This window comes from Mycolicibacterium sp. MU0053 (assembly GCF_963378095.1).
GTDB lineage: Bacteria > Actinomycetota > Actinomycetes > Mycobacteriales > Mycobacteriaceae > Mycobacterium > Mycobacterium burgundiense.
Window position 1 is genome coordinate 1541623 of sequence record NZ_OY726397.1, and the last position, 17082, is coordinate 1558704.

Below are 17082 nucleotides of genomic sequence, written 5' to 3' on the forward strand. Positions count from 1 at the left end.
CTGACCTCGCGTTCGGCGGTGCCGGGCTGGGCGCCGCCGGAGGCTGTGAGACTTCGATTCCAGGATACTAGAATGCTATTCTCCAATGAAACCACGACTTGGTCGCCTATATCTAGCGCAGAAGGCAGAGGAGAACTGTGCAACTCGAATTTGATGCCGACGTCGAGCGGTTCCGGGCTGAGTTCGTCGCGTTTCTCGACGAGCATCTGCCGCCGGAGAGCGAGACCGCCGAACGGTCGCAGACGTGTTCGCACATTCCGGAGTGGGCCCGCCGGTGGCAGCGGTTGCAGTTCGAGCACGGCTGGCTGCTGCCCGGAAATCCCCCCGAGTTCGGCGGCCGCAACGCCAGCGTCGTGCAGCAGTACGCGCATCGCGAAGAGTTGTCGAAGCGCCGGATCTACCACAGCTTCAACCCGCAGGGCGTCGGCATCGTCGCGGCCTCCATCCTCACGTTCGGTACCGAGGAGCAGAAGCAGAAGTGGGCGGTGCCGATCCTGCGCGCCGAGATGACGGCGTCGGTGGGGATGAGCGAACCCGGTGCGGGGTCGGACCTGGCATCGCTGCGCACCAAGGCCGTGCGCGACGGCGACTCGTTCGTGGTCAACGGGCAGAAGGTGTGGACGTCGGGAGCGCACGACGCCGACGTGCTGCTGACGTTCGTGCGCACCGATCCCGACGTGCCCAAGCACAAGGGCCTGTCGGTACTGATGATCCCCACCGACAGTCCCGGCTTGGTACGCCGGCCGTTCCCGACGGTGTGCCATCACGACGACCTCGACTTCAACGAGGTGTTCTTCACCGACGTGCGGGTGCCGAGCGAGAACCTGATCGGTCCGCTCAACGGCGGCTGGCGGGTCGCCAACGGAGCGCTGGGCCACGAACGCACGATGATGTGGATGCAGTACGCGGATCGGTTGCACAACCTCGTCGAGGACTTCCGGCCCACCGATGTGCTGGGCCGGGACCGCTACGCCACGCTGCTGATGGACTACACCGCGCTGCGGCTGCTGGGGTCGGCGGCGATCGCCAGGGCGTCCCGCGGTGACGAGGACATGACCACCATCTCGGTGCTCAAGGTGCTTGGGTCCGAGGCGGAACGCGATGCCACCGAACATGCGTTGTCGGCGGCCGGGGTGGACGGACTGCGCCACCCCGCCAGCACATCGGCGTATCAACCCTATGACCTCGACTACCTCTCGGCCGGCTGGATCGAGCGCTACTTCCGCAGCTTCGCCGGGACCATCGCCGGCGGCACCTCCGAGATCCAGCGCAACATCATCGCGCGCGGCCTCGGCCTCTAGCGATTTCGGCGCGGTTTCCCGGTGCTGACCCAGGGAAACCGCGCCCAAATCGCCTCAGGGCCAGTCGATGACCGCGGCTTCCTTGCGCTCGGTGATCGGCCGGGCCAGCTCCTGCTCGTTGCAGATGCGCTGCAGATTCTCCAGGGTCTCGTCCAGACCCGGACCCAGCGGCTTGCTGGGGGTGAACGTGGCAGGCAGGTTCCGCATGCCCTGGATGACGCCGATGGTTTCGTAGTGCACCGCGCCCTCGGGGTCGCAGACGTAGTCCGGCATCCGGTCCAGCACCGCGGTGAGCATCGACTTGAACACGGTGCGGGCCACGTTGGACCCCACACAGCGGTGCACGCCGATGCCGAAGCTGAAGTGGCGGTTGCCCTTCCGGTCCATGATCAGCTCGTTGGGCTTTTCGAACACCGCGGGGTCGCGGTTGGCCATCGCCCAGGACAGCCACAGTCGCTCGTACTGTTTGAACTGCTGACCCAGCACCTCGACATCATCGGAGAAGGTGCGTCCATCGCCGGGGGCCGGGGTGAAGAACCGCAGGAACTCCTCGGTCGCCGGGTTCAGCAGCGTGGCGCGTTCCGCGCTGAGCCGGGTGCGTTCCGCGGGGTTCTCGCCGAGCCACTCCAAGGCGTGGGCGGTCAGCGCGGTCGTGGTGTCGAAGCCGCCGCCGATGACCAGGCCCAGATTGCCCAGGATCTCCATGTCGGGTGCGGGCTCGCCGTCAATGCGTAACTGCAGCAAGGCATTGACCAGCCCGGGGCGGGGGTTCTCCCGGATCTCCATCATGTTGTTGATGATGTCGATGCCCATTTCGCGATGCTGTTCGTTGATCTTCTCGCGTTCGGGCGCGTGCTCGGGGGTGTACACCGAGGCGTGGGTGGGCTCGCTGTAGACGTTCCACTTCTTCAGCTCGATGCCCATCATCGCCAACGTCAACACCGCGGGCACCACGTTGGCCAGGTGCTCGACGAAGTCGATCTGCCCCGATTCGATGTGCTCGTCGAGCGCCGCACGGGTGATCTCGTCGACGAACGGTTCCCAGCGCTTGATGGCGGCCGGCGACAGATAGGGGTTCAGTGCCCCCCGGTACTGGCTGTGCTCGGGCTCGTCCATCTCCAGGATGCCGCCGCGAACCACGGTGGCACGACTGGCCTTGGGGATGGTGATGCCCTGAAACGGGGTCTCCCCGGTGATGTCGTGGTGATTGGACACCACGGGGCAGCGGGCGAGTTCGAACACGTGCTCGCTGTCCGCGGCCACCCAATGCCCGCCGTGGGTGTCGGTCCACGCCATCGGACACTTGGCCTGCATCTCCTCGGTGATCTCTTGGAATTGCAGCCGATACTCGGGGGTGTGCCGGTCGAAGTGGTACCTGTTCTTCTTGCGGTCGTCGGTCGTGACATCGTCGATACTCACGGCGTTGTCTCCTTGATGTTCAGGCCGATCGGATGGTTCCACGGTGCGATCGGGCTCATTCGATGACGATGGCTTGTTCCGGACAGGATTGGGCGGCCTCGCGGACGGCGTCCTGCTGGTCTTCCGGGACTATCTCGTTCACGGCCGATGAATGGCCGTCGACGTCGTCGAGTTCGAACGAGTCGGGCGCGATCATCGCGCACAGGGTGTGCCCCTGGCACTTGTCGCGGTCTACCCAAACCTTCATCGTGCATTCCTTTCGCGCCCAATCATGCTGTGCTGCAACCTGATCAAATCAAACGTGGTAGTCGTACCATTTCAGGTAGCCGCCCGCGTCGACGCGCAGTTGCATGCCGGTGACGTAGCGGGATTCATCCGACGCCAACCACAGCACCGCATTGCTGATGTCCTCGGGCTCGATGTAGTTGACCTTCATCGCCTGCTGGACGCCGAAGACCGGCTCGGCATCGGCGCGGGTCGGGTTCTCCAGGTCGGGCCGGAAGGACCGGTACATGGGCTCGCTCTGCAGCATGTCGGTGTTGCAGTTGGTCGGATGGATCACGTTGGCGCGCATCCCGCGCACCGCGATCTCGGTGGCGAGGTAGTGCACGTACTCGGAGATCATGCGCTTGGACACCATGTAGCCCATGCCGCCGGGGTCGTTGCCGGGGTTGGGCTTACTGTGCGCGTCCATCAGTGCCGCGGCCGAGGCGGTCGCAATGATCGAGGCGCCTTCGGTGAGGTGGGGCAGCGCCACCTGGATGGCGTTGATGGTGCCGATCAGGTTGGTGTTGATGCCGTCGGTCCAGGCCTGCATCGGCGGCTGGCCCTTCATGCCCGCGACGCCGGCCTGCGCCACCACGACGTCGAGCTTGCCGAACTCGGACAGACCAGCTTCCAACGCGGTGCGCAGTTGGGCGGCCTCGCGCACGTCGGCCTTGGCGGTGACGATCCGCTGACCGGTCTTCTCGACGAGGTTCTTGGTCTCCTCGAGGTCTTCCGGGGTCGCCATCGGGTAACCGATGGTCTCAAGGTCTTCGCAGAGGTCCACGGCGATGATGTCGGCGCCCTCTTCGGCCAACCGCACCGCGTGGGCGCGGCCCTGACCGCGCGCTGCTCCGGTGATGAATGCGACCTTGCCTGCAACGCGTCCCACGGGATTCCTTTCGTACTGCTGTCAGCCAGTTGGTGGTCGATGGTCATCCGGGGGATTACAAGACGCGGCCACCCCGTTTGCCTGCGTGATGCAGGGGCCTGGGGTGGCGGTCGTAAAGAATCTCCCTTTCGATTGTGAGAACGCTACTCTCCGGCCCGCTCGTCCCGCAAGGTTACTGCACTAATGGTCTCAAAACTCGGCACGTCGGGGGCGGTTTCGGCGTTGCCTTGACAGCGGGTCGACGATCCTGGTTAGTTGCTTGAGTTCTCCCGTGGCGGATGTAAGATTCGCCGAAGATGAGAATCCAGTTATCAACGAGCAGGAAGGCCGCTTGATGGCATCCCCCGCGACGGCGACCTCAGACCAAGCCAATGGGCAGGCTGGAGCGACACCCGTCGATCGCCGCCTACTGATCGACGGGCAACTCGTCGAGTCCGCGAAGGCCGCCGGAAAAAATTACGCGAGCCTGAACCCGGCGACCGGCGAGATCCTGGGTTACGCGCCGGATGCGGGCGTCGAGGACGCCAAGGCCGCCGTCGCGGCCGCGCGCGCCGCCTTCGACAACACCGACTGGTCCACCAACGTCGAGTTCCGGATCCACTGCCTCGAGCAACTACACCGCGCGCTGATCGAGCATCGCGCCGAGCTGGGTCAGCTGACCACCGACGAGGTCGGCGCCACCCCGGCCCTGCTGGCCGGCGCGCAGTACGACGGCCCCGTCGACATCGTGCGCTACTACGCCGAGCTGTTGAAGAACACCGAGCTGACCGAGGATCTGGGCAACGTCGAAAGCCGCGGCGCGCTGCACCATCGTTGGGTCGAGAAGGAAGCCGCCGGCGTCGTCGCGGCGATCATCGCCTACAACTACCCGAACCAGTTGGCGCTGGCCAAGCTCGCACCCGCGCTGGCCGCCGGCTGCACCGTGGTCCTCAAGGCAGCCCCCGACACGCCGCTGATCACCCTCGCCCTGGGGGAACTGATCGCCGCGCACACCGACATCCCGGCGGGCGTCGTCAACGTCATCTCGGCGACCGATCCCGAGGTCGGGGCGGTCCTCACGACCAGCCCGGACGTCGACCTGGTCACCTTCACCGGCTCGACCCAGACGGGCCGGGCGATCATGGCCGCCGCCAGCGGCACCCTCAAGCGGGTGTTCCTGGAACTCGGCGGCAAATCCGCCGCGATCGTCCTCGACGACGCCGACGTGAACAGCGCGGTGGTCTTCGCCGCCTTCTCGATGGTCACGCACGCCGGGCAGGGCTGTGCGCTGACGTCGCGACTGTTGGTGCCGCGCAAGCAACATGACGAGATTGTGGAGTTGGTCAAGGCCAACTTCGGCTACGTCCGCTACGGCGATCCCAATGACCCCAAGACCTACATGGGCCCGCTGATCAGCGAGAAGCAGCGGGACAAGGTCGACGGCATGGTCAAGCGTGCGGTCGAGGCCGGCGCGACGCTCGTGACCGGTGGTGAGAAGAAGGGGCCCGGGTACTTCTACACGCCGACCCTGCTGGCCAATGTCGATCCCGACAGCGAGATCGCGCAAGAGGAGGTGTTCGGTCCGGTGCTCGCGGTCATCGCCTACGACGACGACGATGATGCGGTGCGCATCGCCAACAACTCCATCTACGGGTTGTCCGGGGCCATCTTCGGCGGCCAGGATCGCGCCGTGGCGATGGCGCGCAGGATCCGCACCGGCACCTTCTCGATCAACGGGGGCAACTACTTTCACCCGGACGCGCCGTTCGGTGGCTACAAGCAGTCCGGCATCGGACGCGAGATGGGCGCCGCCGGACTCGCGGAGTTCCAGGAAACCAAGACCTTCGCCACACCGGTCGCCGCCGAGCAAGGGGCCCAGGCTTGAGCGCGCCGCTGGAGGGCATCCGCGTGCTCGAGGTCGCGATGTACGGATTCGTGCCGTCGGCCGGGGCCGTGCTCCGGGAGTGGGGTGCGGAGGTCATCAAGGTCGAGCACGCCGTCACCGGCGACCCGCAACGCGGGTTGCGTCAAACCGGTCTGCTGCGGGTCGAGGGCGACCCGAATCCCAACATCGAGCACGCCAACCGCGGTAAGCGCAGCATCGGCCTGGACATGTCGGTACCGGAGGGCAAAGAGGTCCTGCTGGAACTGGCCAAGCGCGCCGACGTGTTCCTCACCAGCTTCCTGCCCGGGCACCGGCAAAAGTTCGGCATCGACGTCGACGACATCCGCGCGGTCAATCCGAAGATCATCTACGCGCGCGGCAGCGCGCTGGGACCGCGCGGCAAGGAAGCCGTCAAGGGCGGCTACGACATGACCGCCTTCTGGTGCCGGGCCGGCACCGCGCGCACCATCACGCCGCCGGACATGCCCGGCATGATCGGCCCGCCCGGACCGGCCTACGGCGACACCATCTCCGGCACCAACCTCGCCGGCGGCATCGCCGCGGCACTGGTGAAACGCGAGCGCACCGGCGAACCGTCGGTCGTGGACGTTTCGCTGCTGGGCAGTGGACTGTGGTCGATGGGGCATACGGTCGCACTGACCAACCACCTCGGCGAACGCATGGAGGCCTTTCCGCCCGGCGTCCACGGCTCGCCGATCAACCCCCTGGTCGGGCTCTACCCCACGGCCGACGATCGCTACATCTCGTTCGTGATGATGCAGCCCACCAAGTTCTGGGCCGACGTCTGCCGGCACATGGAACTCGACGACCTGGTCGACGATCCGCGCTTCGCGACAGTGGAGTCGATCGCCGAGCACACCGAGGCGGCCACCGCGATCCTCACCGAGGCGATGGCCAAGCGGACGCTGACCGAGTGGAGCGAACGCTTCGCCACGCTCGCCGGGCCATGGGCTCCCGTGCAGGACACCCTGCAGGCGGCGCAGGACGCCCAGGTCCGAGCCAACGAGTATCTCGTGCAGGCAGGGGAACTCGAGCTGGTGGCCAACCCGGTGCAGTTCGACGTCAGCGCACCGAGCACCAGCCCGGCGCCGGGCTTCGCCGAACAGACCGACGACATCCTCCAGGAATTGGGTCTGGACTGGGACCGCATCATCGAGCTCAAAACGGCCGGCGCCGTCACCTAACCGAAAGCCACCAATGTCACTCCGCACCGCTGTAGGTACGCACCTGCCCCGTTGGGGCTGTGACGTGCGTCTCTACGCCGCCCGCAGTGCGGGCTTCGTCACGGCAGCGGTCCACGGCAGGCGGACCGTTACACTGAGCCGCCGTTCTGTTGCGGAAGTTCTCGATTCCAACACGGCGGTGACGCAGATCAGCTATGAAGATCTGGGCTTGGCGAATCCCCTCGACACGGACAAGACGGTGGAGGCCGAAGTGACCACGGCGGGGGAGTTGGTACCGGATAATCCGAGCGGCGGCCGGCAGACCGCCGGGTGTGCACCCGGCTTCAGCGGGACGGCCCAAGAAGTGGAACTGTTCGGTCGACTACGGGGGGAAGCCATCAACCAATTCGGCGGCGTTCGGATCGGGCTGACGCACATCCTCGAAAGATCGGGAGCACCGCGCCATGGCAAATAAAGAGGTGGTCAAGGGGCCGGAACGCTGGACGGTAGGCATCCCGAAGTTGCGGAACGCCTCCGGAGCCTTCCAGGCCATCGGCGGGTTGTTCGCCATGTCGGCCGATGCGGTGCGCTTCATTTTTGTCCGGCCGTTTCAGTGGCGCGAGTTCATCGAGCAGTGCTGGTTTGTGGCGCGGGTGTCGTTGGCGCCGACGTTGTTGGTGGCGATTCCGTTCACGGTTCTGGTGTCGTTCACGTTGAACATTTTGTTGCGGGAGTTGGGGGCGGCGGATCTCTCGGGTGCGGGGGCGGCGTTCGGTGCGGTGACGCAGTTGGGTCCGATGGTGACGGTGTTGATCGTGGCCGGTGCGGGTGCGACGGCGATGTGCGCGGATCTGGGGTCGCGGACCATCCGTGAGGAGATCGACGCGATGGAGGTGCTGGGCATCAATCCGGTGCAGCGTCTGGTGACGCCGCGGATGTTGGCGGCGGGTCTGGTGGCGCTGTTGTTGAACAGCTTGGTGGTGATCATCGGGATCCTGGGCGGTTATGTGTTTTCGGTGTTCATTCAGGATGTGAATCCGGGTGCGTTCGCGGCTGGGATCACGCTGTTGACCGGGGTTCCGGAGGTGATCATCTCGTGTGTCAAGGCGGCGTTGTTCGGTCTGATCGCGGGGTTGGTGGCCTGTTATCGGGGGTTGACGATCACTGGCGGTGGGGCCAAGGCGGTCGGTAATGCGGTCAACGAGACGGTGGTGTACGCGTTCATGGCGTTGTTCGTGATCAACGTGATTGTCACGGCCATCGGCATTCAGATGACGAACGGGTAGGGCGGGCGCCATGGGTACTTCAACGCTGTTGCGGCAACGCTTTCCGCGGCTGGTCGGCCAGGCGGGCCGGCCGGTGGACTTCTTTTCCGGGATCGGCGATCACATCTTGTTCTATGGTCGTGCCCTGGCTGGGGTGCCGCCGGCGATGGTGCGGTTCCGCAAGGAGATCATCCGGTTGATCGCCGAGATTTCGATGGGTGCGGGCACGCTGGCGATGATCGGCGGCACCGTGGTGATCGTCGGGTTCTTGACGTTGGCCACCGGTGGGGTGTTGGCGATCCAGGGTTATTCGTCGTTGGGCAATATCGGTATCGAGGCGTTGACGGGGTTCTTGTCGGCGTTCATCAACGTGCGTATCGCGGCGCCGATCGTGGCCGGTATCGGGTTGGCCGCCACGTTCGGGGCGGGGGTGACGGCGCAGTTGGGGGCGATGCGGATCAACGAGGAGATCGACGCGCTGGAGTCGATGGGGATTCCGCCGGTGGAGTATCTGGTCTCGACGCGGATCATCGCGGGGATGACGGCGATCACGCCGCTGTATGCGATCGCGGTGATCATGTCGTTTGTGGCCGCGCAGTTCACCACGGTGGTGTTGTTGGGGCAGTCCGGTGGCCTCTACGACCACTACTTCTATACGTTTTTGAATCCGATCGACCTGTTGTGGTCGTTTTTGCAGGCGATCCTGATGGCGATCACGATCCTGTTGATCCACACCTATTTTGGCTATTTCGCCGCCGGCGGGCCGGCCGGGGTCGGGGCCGCGGTCGGTAACGCGGTACGCACCTCACTGGTCGCCGTCGTCTCGGTGACCCTGCTGGTCTCCCTGTCCATCTACGGCTCCAACGGCAACTTCAACCTCAGCGGATAGCGGACAGCAGAATGCGGGAAGAAGAACAGTGACAGACAATCTCCGACGCGGTCGCGCCTGGCGCCGGCCCGTAGCGGGTGCGGTGGCGGTAGCCGCGATCCTGGGCGTCGTCGCCCTCGCGGTAGGCCTGTTCCAGGGTAGCTTCACCAAAACCGTTCCGGTGACCCTGATTTCGGATCGCGCCGGACTGGTGATGAACCCGGACGCCAAGGTGAAGATGAACGGCGTCCAGGTCGGCACGGTGGCGTCGATCGAATCCGGCGCAGACGGGATGGCGACCCTGCACCTGGCGATGGATCCGGGCCAATTGCGACTGATCCCGTCCAACGTCACCGCCGACATCGAGTCCACCACGGTGTTCGGGGCCAAGTTCGTCAACCTGGTGCCGCCGAAAGACCCGGCGGCGGAAAAGATGTACGCCGGACAGGTACTCAAGGGTGATCACGTCACCGTGGAGATCAACACGGTCTTCCAACAGCTGACGCGGGTGCTGGACCAGATCGATCCGGTCAAGCTGAACGAGACCCTGGGCGCCATGTCGGCCGCATTCGGCGGTCGCGGCGAGAAGATGGGCCGGACCCTCAGCGATTTCGAGGCCCTGTTGGAGAAACTGGAACCGAGCCTGCCGAGCCTGGCCCGGGACACCGAAGCCACCGCCGCGGTGGCCGACGCCTACGCCGACGCGGCACCGGATCTGATGCGCACCGTGGAGAACACGATCCGGATCAGCGACAGCATCGTCGACGAGCAGGACAATCTGGACGCCTTCCTGGTCGGCATGACGGGATTGGCCGACGTCGGAAACGATGTCATCGGTAGCAACCGCGCCGCGCTGAGCGAGACCCTGCGACTGCTGGTCCCGACCACCGATCTGCTCAACGAGTACGCGCCCGGACTCAATTGCGCGCTGTCCGGCATGGCGGTTCTTGCCAAGCAGCCGCCGGCACAGGACCCGGGTATCGCGGTCAACGTGGCGTTCACTCTGCACATCGAGCGCTACCGCTACCCGTCGAGCCTGCCCAAGGTCGCGGCCAAGGGCGGCCCACAGTGCATGGGCCTGCCGGACATCGGCTTTGGCAACAAGGCCAAGTACTTGGTCACCGACACCAACTCCAACCCGTGGCAGTACGGCAATCAGGGCATCCTGCTCAACTCCGACGGTCTCAAGCAGTTGCTGTTCGGACCGTTGGAGGGGCCGCCCCGCAATACCGCACAGATCGGACAGCCGGGATGACGCGTACCACAAGCACACTCGTCAAGTTCGGGATCTTCGCCACCATCATGGTGCTGCTCACCGGATTCCTGTTCATGGCGTTCGGTGAGTATCGGGGCGGTTCCACCTCGAAGTACTCGGCGGTGTTCAGCGATGCCTCCCGGTTGGAGGGTGGGGACTCGGTGCGGGTCGCAGGGGTTCGGATCGGAACGGTCGATTCGGTGTCGCTGCAGCCGGACCGCACGGTGCTGGTGAAGTTCAGTGCGGAGCACGGCATCAAACTGACCACCGGAACCAAGGCCGCCGTGCGCTACCTGAACCTGGTCGGCGACCGGTACATGGAACTCCTGGACAGCCCGGGCTCCACCAAGATCCTGCCCGCGGGATCGCAGATTCCGGAGGAGCGGACGCAGTCCGCCCTCGACCTGGACCTGCTGCTCGGCGGCCTGCGGCCCGTCATCCAGGGGCTCAATCCCCAGGATGTCAATGCGCTGACGTCCTCGCTGGTACAGGTCCTGCAAGGCCAGGGCGGAACGTTGGAATCGCTGCTGAGCAAGACCTCGTCGTTCTCGACGACGTTGGCGGACAACAACCACGTGGTCGAGCAGCTGATCGAAAACCTCGACACTTTGGTCAACACGTTGGCCAAGGACGGGGACAAGTTCTCCGGCAGCATCGATCGGCTCGAGCAGCTGATAAGCGGCCTGTCGGAGGATCGCGACCCGATCGGCGAGGCCATCACGGCGCTGGACAACGGCACGGCGTCGATTGCGAGCCTGCTGGCCGAGGCCCGGCCCCCGTTGGCCGGCACGGTAGATCAGCTCAACACCCTCGCGCCGCTGCTGGTCGAAGGTGCGCCCAATCTGGATGCGGCACTGCAGAAGATGCCGGAGAACTACAAGAAGCTGCGTCGGCTCGGGGCCTACGGCAGCTGGATCATGTATTACATCTGCGGACTGTCCTGGCGTGTCACCGACCTCCAGGGGCGGACCGCGGTCTTCCCGATGATGAAACAACTAAGCGGGAGGTGCGCAGAGCCCTGATGCTCAAATACCGTGAATCAAACCTGATCCGAGCGGGCTTCATCGGCGCCGCGCTGATCGTTCTCGTGATCGCCGTCGGACTCCAGCCCGAGCGCATCATGCAGTGGGCCACCTCGGTGCGCCACCAGGCGTTGTTCGCCGAGGCCGGCGGCATCATCGTCGGCAACGACGTGACGATGTCCGGCATCAAGGTCGGCTCGGTCTCCAGCGTCGAACTGGATAACGGCGATGCGCTGGTGACGTTCACCGTGGCCGGTAAGCACCCGCTGGGCTCGCAGACCACGGCACACATCCGTACCGGCTCGCTGCTCGGCGAACGGGTGCTGACGCTGGAGTCCGAGGGCAGCGGAAAGCTGCGTGCGGGTGACGTCATCCCGGTGACCCGGACCTCGTCGCCCTATTCGTTGACCGATGCGGTCGGCGAGCTGGCGACGAACACCAAGGGCACCGACACCGAGTCGCTGAACCAGTCACTGGACACCCTCTCGGCGACCATCGACCAGCTCGCGCCGCAGATCGGACCCACCTTCGACGGGTTGTCTCGGCTATCTCGATCGATCAACAGCCGCAACGAGAATTTGGCCGATCTGCTCAAGGGCGCCAGTGAGGTCACCACCGTGCTGGGGGAACGGAGCCAGCAGTTGAACATGTTGATCCTCAACGCCAATGACCTGCTGGGCGTGTTGAACGATCGGCGAGAGGCGATCGTGGACCTGCTGGCCAACACCTCGGCGGTGTCCCAGCAGCTGACCGGCCTGGTGGCCGACAACGAGGCGGAACTGGCGCCCACCCTGGAGCGGTTGAACACCGTGACCGCAATGCTGGAGAAGAACGCCGACAACATCGGCAAGGCATTGCCGGGTATCGCGAAATTCCAGGTGACACAGGGTGAAACCCTGGCCAACGGCCCGTACTACAACGCCTATGTGCCGAACCTGCAACCGGCGCAGTTGTTGCAGCCCTTCATCGACTACGCATTCGGCTTCCGCCGTGGTGTCAACGCCGGTCAGCCGGCGGACGCCGCCGGTCCGCGTGCCGAGTTGCCACTGCCGTACAACGGGATCCCTGGAGGTTCGCGCTGATGAACCGCAAGCGTTGGGTCAGCGGCCTGGCGGTCGCACTGGCCGCGGTCCTGGTGGTCGGTGCGGGATATCTGGTGCGCCAGCAGTTCTTCGGCGCCAAGACCATCGAGGCGCTCTTCGCTTCGGCGACCGGCATCTACCCCGGCGACGAGGTGCGGGTGTCGGGCGTCGCGGTCGGGACGATCAAGGAGATCAAGCCCGAGGGCACCCAGGTCCGAGTGGTGCTCGACGTCGATCGCGGCGTGCCCATTCCCGCGGACGCCAAAGCCGTGATCGTGGCGCAGAACCTGGTGGCCGCGCGTTATGTGCAGTTGGCCCCGGCGTATCGCGACAGCGGTCCGACGATGCCGGACAACACCGTGATCCCGGTGGAGAACACCGCGGTGCCGGTGGAGTGGGACGAGGTCAAGACTCAGCTGATGCGGCTGTCCACCGAACTGGGCCCGCAGAGCGGTGTCGACGGCACCTCGGTGTCCCGCTTCATCGAAAGCGCCGCGAACGCCATGGATGGCAACGGTGCGAAGCTGCGGGAGACCATCACTCAGCTTTCCGGGGTGTCCCGGATCCTCGCCGAGGGCAGCGGCGACATTGTGGACATCATCAGCAATCTGCAGACCTTCATGACGGCTCTGAAGAACAGCAACCAGCAGGTGGTGGCGTTCCAGAACCGGTTGGCGACTCTCACCAGCGTGGTCGACGGCAGCCGCTCGGACTTGGATGCGGCGTTGACCAACTTGTCGGTCGCCGTGGTGGAGGTGCAGCGGTTCGTCGCGGGAAGCCGCGATCAGACCTCCGAGCAGGTCGAGCGGTTGTCGAACGTCACGCAGAATCTGGTCGACCACAAGACCGATCTGGAGAACATCCTGCACGTGGCGCCCAACGCGTTCGCCAACGGCTACAACATCTACAACCCGGATGCCGGGACCGCGGTCGGACAGTTCGTGCTGAACAACTTCTCCAACCCGGTCGAGTTCATCTGCGGTGCCATCGGCGCGATCGAGAACACCACCGCACCGGAGACCGCCAAACTGTGTTCGCAGTACTTCGGACCGGCGCTGCGACTGATCAACTTCAACTATCTGCCGTTCCCGATTGCGCCGTATCTGATGCCGTCGGCGGATCCGAAGAACATCGTGTACTCCGAGCCGAGTCTTATGCCCGGTGGCTCCGGAGGGTCCCCGGAGGCCCCCGCGACGCCCCCGGCTGTCTCGGCCTACCCGCAAGACGTGCCGCCCGGGCCGGCGCCCTTCACCGGGCGCGCCCCTGGAGTTCCGCCACCGGGTGCCCAGCAGATGCTGCCGGGTGCGCCGCCGGTGGTGCCGCCCAACATGTTGTCCCGGGCGGACGACATGCTCAACCCGGCCGGAGCTCCGCCCGGGCCGGCACCCGGCCCGCCGATGGCGGCCGAGGCGCCTGCCGGTCCGTTACCCGCAGAAGGGATGCCGCCATCATGATGGGCAAGAGGTCGGTGCGCTTGGCGATGGCGAGCGCCTGCTGCGTCGCGCTGATCACCAGTGGCTGCGCTTTCCAGGGCGTCAACTCGCTGCCGCTGCCCGGCGCGGTGGGGCGCGGCTCGGAGGCGAAGGTCTACCACGTCGAGATTGCGAATGTGGCAACCCTGGAACCGAATTCGCCCGTGATGATCAACGATGTCGTCGTCGGCAGCGTGCGCAAGATGACCGTGAAGGATTGGCACGCCGACGTCGAGTTCTCGGTCGAACCGGGCATCGAGGTGCCCTCCAACGCGGTCGCCACCATCGGGCAGACCAGTCTGCTGGGTTCCATGCATCTGGCGCTCAATCCGCCGGTCGGGGAGTCGGCCGCTGCTGCGTTACCCGAGGGTGCGACCATCCCGGTGAACAACGCATCGACCTACCCGTCCACCGAACAGACGCTGTCCTCGTTGGCCGCGGTCGTCAACGGGGGCGGGCTGGGCCAGATCGGCGAGGTGATCCACAACTTCGGTGCGGCGCTCAACGGTCGCGAAACCGACGTGCGCGATCTGCTGATCCGGTTGGACACCTTCGTCGGCACGCTCGACAACCAGCGCGACAACATCGTCGCGTCGGTCGAATCGCTGAATCGACTTTCGTCCACGTTCGCCAACCAGCGTGACACCATTTCGCAAGCGCTGGAGCGCATTCCACCCGCACTCGATGTCCTGATCAAGGAACGGCCACGGCTGACCACCGCGTTGCAGCGGCTCGGCACATTCAGCGAGACCACAAACCAGTTGGTCAACGATTCCCAGGCCGATCTCGTCCAGAACCTGAAGAACCTGGAGCCAACCATCAAGGCGCTCGCCGATATCGGCCCCGACCTCGGTGAGGTGCTGGGCTACGCCCCGACCTTCCCCTATACCCAGAGTTTCATGGACCGCGGTATCCGCGGCGACTACTACAACCTGTTCGCGACCGTGGACATCACCATCCCGCGGCTGAAGCGCACCCTGATGCTCGGGACCCGGTGGGAAGACACCGATGCGCAGTTGGTACCGGCGCCGGGCGATCCCTACTACATGAACTACACCTACGATCCGCTCAAGACCGGGGTGAACCCGCCGCCGCCGGATGCGTTCCCGCCGGCCCCCGCCGGTGAGTTCGCCCCGCAGGGTCCGCCGCCGCCGGCGTTCGCCGAGGTCGGTCCGATCCTGCCGGTCACACCGCCGCGGCCATTGGAGGTGCCCGGTGCTCCGGTGTACCTCACCGCGCCGCCGACGGCACCGGATTCCCAGGCGCCGATCTTCGCCGGACCGTATGGGACCGAACCTGGTTCGCCCGCACCGACTAACGGGGGTGGCTGATGCTCACGCGTCTTGTCCGGACTCAGTTGATCCTCTTCACGATCGCCTCGATCGTGGGTGTGGCGATCATGCTGTTCGCGTACATGCAGTTGCCCACGCTGCTGGGGGTGGGCCGGCTTACGGTCAAGATGGATCTGCCGGCCACCGGCGGGCTCTACCAGTTCAGCAACGTGACCTACCGCGGCTCGCAAATCGGCAAGGTCACCGCGGTGGAGCTGACCGAAAACGGGGCCCGGGCCACGATGTCGCTGGACCGGTCGCCGAAGATCCCGGCGGACCTCCAGGCCAAGGTCCTGAGCATGTCGGCGGTCGGTGAGCAGTATGTGGACCTCCAACCCCGCACCGACTCGCCGCCGTACCTCGAGGACGGTGCCGTCATCGCGATGGCCGACACCACGATTCCGCAGCAGGTCGGCCCGATGCTCGATCAGGTCAGCGCCCTGATGGACACCATCCCGTCGGAGAAACTGAGCCAGTTGCTCGACGAGACCTTCGACGCATTCAACGGCACCGGTTACGATTTCGGCTCGCTGCTCGACTCCGCGTCGACGATCACCCGCGACGCGAATGCCATTTCCGACCGAACCCGTGCGTTGATCGACGACGCCACCCCGTTCCTGGAGGCCCAGGAACAAACCACGGATTCGACCCGCACCTGGGCGGGCAGCCTCGCGGGCATCACCGGACAGTTGTCGGACAACGACGCTGAAGTCCGATCGGTGCTGGCCAATGGCCCGGGGTTCGCCGCGGAGACCTCCCGCCTGCTCGAGCAGCTGAAGCCCACGCTGCCGATCCTGCTGGCGAACATGACCACGATCGGACAGATCGGGGTGACGTACAACCCGTCGATCGAGCAACTGTTGGTGCTGTTGCCCCCGTATGTGGCCCAGATCCAGACCTATGCGCCGATCAACAACCCGGCCGGCATGCCCGGCGGCGACTTCTCGCTGGGGCTCGGCGATCCGCCGGCTTGCACGGTGGGATTCCTGCCGCCCACGGCGTGGCGGTCGCCGTCGGACACCGAGGTCATCGATACGCCCGACGACATCTACTGCAAGCTGCCGCAGGATTCGCCGATCGCGGTGCGCGGTGCGCGTAACTACCCCTGTATGGCACATCCCGGGAAGCGGGCGCCCACAGTCGAATTGTGCAACGACCCAGAGGGATTCAAGCCGCTCGCCACCCGTCAGCACGCGCTCGGTCCCTATCCGTTGGACCCCAACCTCATCGCTCAGGGCATCCCGCCGGACTTTCGGGTGCTGCCCGACGAGGGGATCTTCGGGCCGGTGGAGGGCACCCCATTGCCGCCGGGGGTGAACGCACCGCCGCCGCGCTCGGCGCCGCTGGTCGCGCCGCCGCCGAACTTCGCCGGCACCGGACCGGGCCCGCTGTTGCCCGGGCAACCGACCTACCTCGAGCCGCCGGTAACCCCGCCGGGCCCGCCGCAGCTGTATGACCCCGCCACGACACCGCATGGCCCGGCCGGGACGAGTCAGGCGACCCAGGTGCCGCTGCCACCGGGCATCGCGCCGGGTGAGGTGCCGTTACCGCCGGGCCTCGAGGAGGTCCCGACGCCGGGTGCGCCGGCGGCACCCGCCGCCGCCCCAAGTGCGTTCGGCAGCAACGCATCCGGTGAGCCCTCGGTGGCGGTCGCCAAGTACAATCCGCGCACCGGGGAGTACATGGGCTCTGACGGCACGCTGTACCGGCAGGCCGACCTCGCCGCCACCCCGAAATCGTGGACGGATATGATGCCGACCTGATCGGACGCTCGAACGCGAACCGGCCACGGGAAATCCCGTGGCCGGTTTGCTTTCGCGGGGCGAGGCCCGAAACTGCCTTGAGGCAACGACATTGCATCGG

Annotated in this window: 15 protein-coding genes; 12 read left to right on the forward strand and 3 right to left on the reverse strand. The window is 65.7% G+C overall.

Annotated features, from left to right (window positions below; translation table 11 throughout):
* Nucleotides 1–137 precede the first annotated feature (137 nt).
* Nucleotides 138–1301, forward strand: a complete 1164-nt coding sequence (locus RCP80_RS07350; RefSeq protein ID WP_308481709.1) for an acyl-CoA dehydrogenase family protein — start codon at nt 138–140, stop codon at nt 1299–1301.
* A 54-nt stretch (nt 1302–1355) separates the two neighbouring features.
* On the opposite strand, the gene RCP80_RS07355 is transcribed toward RCP80_RS07350, so the two are convergent.
* Genes RCP80_RS07355 through RCP80_RS07365 form a run of 3 tightly spaced genes read right to left on the reverse strand, consistent with a single transcriptional unit; the run spans nt 1356 to nt 3876 of the window.
* The gene (locus RCP80_RS07355) at nt 1356–2720 is read right to left on the reverse strand and encodes a cytochrome P450 (RefSeq protein WP_308481710.1); all 1365 of its coding nucleotides are present in this window, start codon (nt 2718–2720) and stop codon (nt 1356–1358) included.
* A 55-nt stretch (nt 2721–2775) separates the two neighbouring features.
* Nucleotides 2776–2967 (reverse strand): ferredoxin, encoded by a 192-nt coding sequence (locus tag RCP80_RS07360; RefSeq protein ID WP_308481711.1) that lies wholly within the window; start codon nt 2965–2967, stop codon nt 2776–2778.
* A gap of 48 nt (nt 2968–3015) precedes the next feature.
* Nucleotides 3016–3876, reverse strand: a complete 861-nt coding sequence (locus RCP80_RS07365; RefSeq protein WP_308481712.1) for a mycofactocin-coupled SDR family oxidoreductase — start codon at nt 3874–3876, stop codon at nt 3016–3018.
* A gap of 334 nt (nt 3877–4210) precedes the next feature.
* On the opposite strand from RCP80_RS07365, the gene RCP80_RS07370 reads away from it, so the two are divergent.
* The 11 genes from RCP80_RS07370 (at nt 4211) to RCP80_RS07420 (ending at nt 16982) form a co-directional block, all read left to right on the forward strand.
* Entirely contained in the window at nt 4211–5740 is a 1530-nt protein-coding gene (locus RCP80_RS07370; RefSeq protein ID WP_308481713.1) for an aldehyde dehydrogenase family protein, read from the forward strand.
* On the forward strand, nt 5737–6945 hold the full coding sequence (locus RCP80_RS07375; RefSeq protein ID WP_308481714.1) for a CaiB/BaiF CoA transferase family protein: 1209 nt from the start codon (nt 5737–5739) through the stop codon (nt 6943–6945). The genes RCP80_RS07370 and RCP80_RS07375 overlap by 4 nt, the downstream gene beginning before the upstream one ends.
* 64 nt (nt 6946–7009) lie before the next feature.
* Complete coding sequence (locus tag RCP80_RS07380) at nt 7010–7399, forward strand: thiolase C-terminal domain-containing protein (protein WP_308481715.1); 390 nt, start codon at nt 7010–7012, stop codon at nt 7397–7399.
* The gene (locus RCP80_RS07385; RefSeq protein ID WP_308481716.1) at nt 7389–8210 is read left to right on the forward strand and encodes an MlaE family ABC transporter permease; all 822 of its coding nucleotides are present in this window, start codon (nt 7389–7391) and stop codon (nt 8208–8210) included. Before RCP80_RS07380 ends, RCP80_RS07385 begins: the two co-directional genes overlap by 11 nt.
* Before the next feature lie 10 nt (nt 8211–8220).
* The gene (locus tag RCP80_RS07390; RefSeq protein WP_308480193.1) at nt 8221–9078 is read left to right on the forward strand and encodes an MlaE family ABC transporter permease; all 858 of its coding nucleotides are present in this window, start codon (nt 8221–8223) and stop codon (nt 9076–9078) included.
* A 28-nt stretch (nt 9079–9106) separates the two neighbouring features.
* Nucleotides 9107–10312, forward strand: a complete 1206-nt coding sequence (locus tag RCP80_RS07395) for an MCE family protein (RefSeq protein ID WP_308481717.1) — start codon at nt 9107–9109, stop codon at nt 10310–10312.
* Complete coding sequence (locus tag RCP80_RS07400) at nt 10309–11334, forward strand: MCE family protein (protein ID WP_308481718.1); 1026 nt, start codon at nt 10309–10311, stop codon at nt 11332–11334. Before RCP80_RS07395 ends, RCP80_RS07400 begins: the two co-directional genes overlap by 4 nt.
* The gene (locus tag RCP80_RS07405; protein WP_308481719.1) at nt 11334–12416 is read left to right on the forward strand and encodes an MCE family protein; all 1083 of its coding nucleotides are present in this window, start codon (nt 11334–11336) and stop codon (nt 12414–12416) included. The genes RCP80_RS07400 and RCP80_RS07405 overlap by 1 nt, the downstream gene beginning before the upstream one ends.
* Entirely contained in the window at nt 12416–13870 is a 1455-nt protein-coding gene (locus tag RCP80_RS07410; protein WP_308481720.1) for an MCE family protein, read from the forward strand. Before RCP80_RS07405 ends, RCP80_RS07410 begins: the two co-directional genes overlap by 1 nt.
* The gene (locus RCP80_RS07415; protein WP_308481721.1) at nt 13867–15219 is read left to right on the forward strand and encodes an MCE family protein; all 1353 of its coding nucleotides are present in this window, start codon (nt 13867–13869) and stop codon (nt 15217–15219) included. The genes RCP80_RS07410 and RCP80_RS07415 overlap by 4 nt, the downstream gene beginning before the upstream one ends.
* Nucleotides 15219–16982 carry an MCE family protein gene (locus RCP80_RS07420; protein ID WP_308481722.1) on the forward strand — a complete coding sequence of 588 codons (1764 nt, stop codon included), beginning with the start codon at nt 15219–15221 and terminating at the stop codon, nt 16980–16982. Before RCP80_RS07415 ends, RCP80_RS07420 begins: the two co-directional genes overlap by 1 nt.
* Nucleotides 16983–17082: the final 100 nt, after the last annotated feature.